Here is a 2,466-nt window from a genome sequence, read left to right as displayed (position 1 = left end):
CGGTACGTGTGGGTGCGACGCGAAGTCGCACCGTTTAAGTGGGGCTGCTCCGCAGAGATATGAGAGGGCAGCTCTCTGGCCGGTGTCCAAGGTCAGTCCCCAGGTCCGCGTGCGTCGCCGGTAACGGCGGGGTGCGAAGCCGGGCCGGAAAGCCCAAGAACTCCTGGACCGCCCGGGAGGAACAGGCGAGGGGAAGGCTGGACAGGGTGAACTCATGTGAATCTCCGACCATGCCTCGTGAATCGGACGGCCGGAAGGCGGTATGCAACACCGGCCGACAGGCTCCAGGCGGTGAGAGCCGTCAAGTGAACTCCTCGGACCACACAGGGGAGATACACGGACACCACTGAGCCCGGGGTATAGGAGGCACCCTCGCCAGCCGCGTCTTAGCGGTGCGGAACGCGGGAACCCCGTTGTGGTCTGCAAGGCAGTAGGCGATCTGTAAGGAAAGCCGAAGCCGCAGCGGGAACAGGATGGTCCAAGAAGCGAAGGCCGATCGGTCGAAAGGCCAGGGGAAACGGCGCTGACCGGCTCTGAGGCAGCGCGGATAACCCGTCGGATACGGGCGCAAGCCCGGCCCGAAAGGGAGCTGACATGGACCAGGTGGAACTTTGAAGAAAAGGTGGGGAGGGACCCGAACCGATGGACAAGTTGGACGCCGCACCAGCAGGAGCGGTGAACGGACCTGAAGACGGTCCCGGCCTCGACTGGCACAGCATCGACTGGGCCACCGAGGAAGGAAACGTACGGCGACTCCGCCAACGGATCTTCAAGGCGTCGCAGGAAGGGGACTTGAAGAAGGTCCGCAACCTGCAAAGGCTCATGCTGCGGTCGCGGAGCAACACGCTGGTCAGCGTGCGGCGCGTCACCCAGCAGAGCACCGGCCGCAAGACCGCCGGTATCGACGGACAGGTCGTCTTGACCCCCAAAGAGCGAGCCGCGCTCGCCCTGGAGGTTCAGGCTGACCCGAACCGCCGGCCGGATCCGGTCAAGCGGGTGTACATCCCGAAGAGCAATGGGAAGCAACGGCCACTCGGAATCCCGGTGATCAAAGACCGCGTCCACCAGGCGCGCGTCAAAAGTGCCCTGGAGCCCGAGTGGGAAGCCCGATTCGAGCCCAGGTCCTACGGCTTCCGGCCAGGATGAAGCTGCCATGACGCCATCGAGAGCATCTTCCAGATGACGCGCGGCACCCGGACGAACCGGAACTGGGTCCTGGACGCGGACCTGTCGGCTGCTTTCGACCGTATCCATCACGAACGTCTGATGCAGACCCTCGGAAACTTCCCCGCAAGGGGAGCGATCCGTGGGTGGCTGAAGGCGGGGGTGATGGAAGGCGGACAATGGGCTCCGACAGAGGAGGGCACTCCGCAAGGCGGAGTGATCAGCCCACTGCTTCTCAATGTTGCACTGCACGGGATGGAGAGCGCCGCAGGGGTTGAATACCGGATGCAGAAAGGGCGCGAGCCCGGGACGAAATCCGGGACCCCGGTCCTGATCAGATACGCGGACGACTTCGTCGTCCTCGTGCACACGCGCGAGGAAGCGGAGAAAGCCAAGCGGGAACTGGCGGAATGGCTGGAGCCAAGAGGGCTCCGCTTCAACGAGGAGAAGGCCCGAATCACCCAGGTGAGCGCGGGCTTCGACTTCCTCGGATTCAACATCCGAAGATCCAGGGACGGCAAGGCCATCATCCGCCCGAGTCAGGGTGCGGTCAGGAGGATTCGGGAAAGACTGCGCACAGAGGTGAAGGCACTGCACGGAGCCAATGTGGCAGTGGTACTGAGACGGCTCTCGCCGATCGTGCGAGGGTGGGCGACGTACTACCGAGGGGCAGTGTCCAGCCAGACATTCAAGTCGCTGGACGCGTACACGTGGAGGCTCACCTACAAGTGGGCGACACGCGGGCATCCCAAGAAGTCGAAACCCTGGGTAGTCCAGAGGTACTTCGGCAAGTTCAACAAAGCCAGGAACGACAAGTGGGTGTTCGGGGACCGGGAATCCGGTGCCTACCTCCCCAGATTCGCCTGGACCCCGATCGTCCGGCACGTCATGGTCAAGGGCGCGGCATCTCCGGATGACCCGACTCTCCAGGACTACTGGGCGACCCGGCGCCGCAAGAAGGCGCCTCCCGCCATGGACAAGGTCAGCATCCAACTGGCGTTCCGCCAGAAAGGATTGTGCCCACTCTGTGGTGAGACCCTGATCACCGGCGCGGAATACGAACCCGACGACCCACGAGGGTGGATCGACTGGTTTGCAGCCGTGGCGAAGAGGCTGCACAAGCACCACTTCGTGCACCGGCGGGACGGGGGCGGGGACGAGAAGAACAACCTCCGGCTCGTACACGCCGACTGCCATCGGCAGCACCACGAGGCCCATGACAGGAGGACCGGACGCAAAGCAAACGCGCCCGTGGGTTCTGCTTGAGCCGTATGCGGGGACGACCCGCACGTACGGTTCTGA

The 2,466-nt window shown here is 64.0% G+C and carries 2 protein-coding genes; both read left to right on the top strand.

The window, feature by feature from the left end:
- Nucleotides 1-642 precede the first annotated feature (642 nt).
- On the top strand, nucleotides 643-1,146 hold the full coding sequence (locus tag EF387_RS49895; protein ID WP_128382571.1) for a reverse transcriptase N-terminal domain-containing protein: 504 nt from the start codon (nucleotides 643-645) through the stop codon (nucleotides 1,144-1,146).
- 33 nt (nucleotides 1,147-1,179) lie between these two features.
- Nucleotides 1,180-2,430, top strand: coding sequence for a reverse transcriptase domain-containing protein (locus tag EF387_RS46320; protein WP_128382570.1), 1,251 nt, complete (start codon nucleotides 1,180-1,182; stop codon nucleotides 2,428-2,430).
- Nucleotides 2,431-2,466 lie beyond the last annotated feature (36 nt).

Source organism: Streptomyces cavernae (assembly GCF_004023625.1).
Classification (GTDB): domain Bacteria; phylum Actinomycetota; class Actinomycetes; order Streptomycetales; family Streptomycetaceae; genus Streptomyces; species Streptomyces cavernae.
The sequence above is the reverse complement of the archived record's forward strand: the minus strand, read 5'-3'. Positions and strand labels throughout refer to the sequence as shown.

What these genes read in the sequence shown, in the direction of transcription:
- EF387_RS49895 (WP_128382571.1), top strand. Translation starts at nt 643, where the DNA reads ATGGACAAGTTGGACGCCGCACCAGCAGGAGCGGTGAACGGACCTGAA.
- EF387_RS46320 (WP_128382570.1), top strand. Translation starts at nt 1,180, where the DNA reads ATGACGCGCGGCACCCGGACGAACCGGAACTGGGTCCTGGACGCGGAC.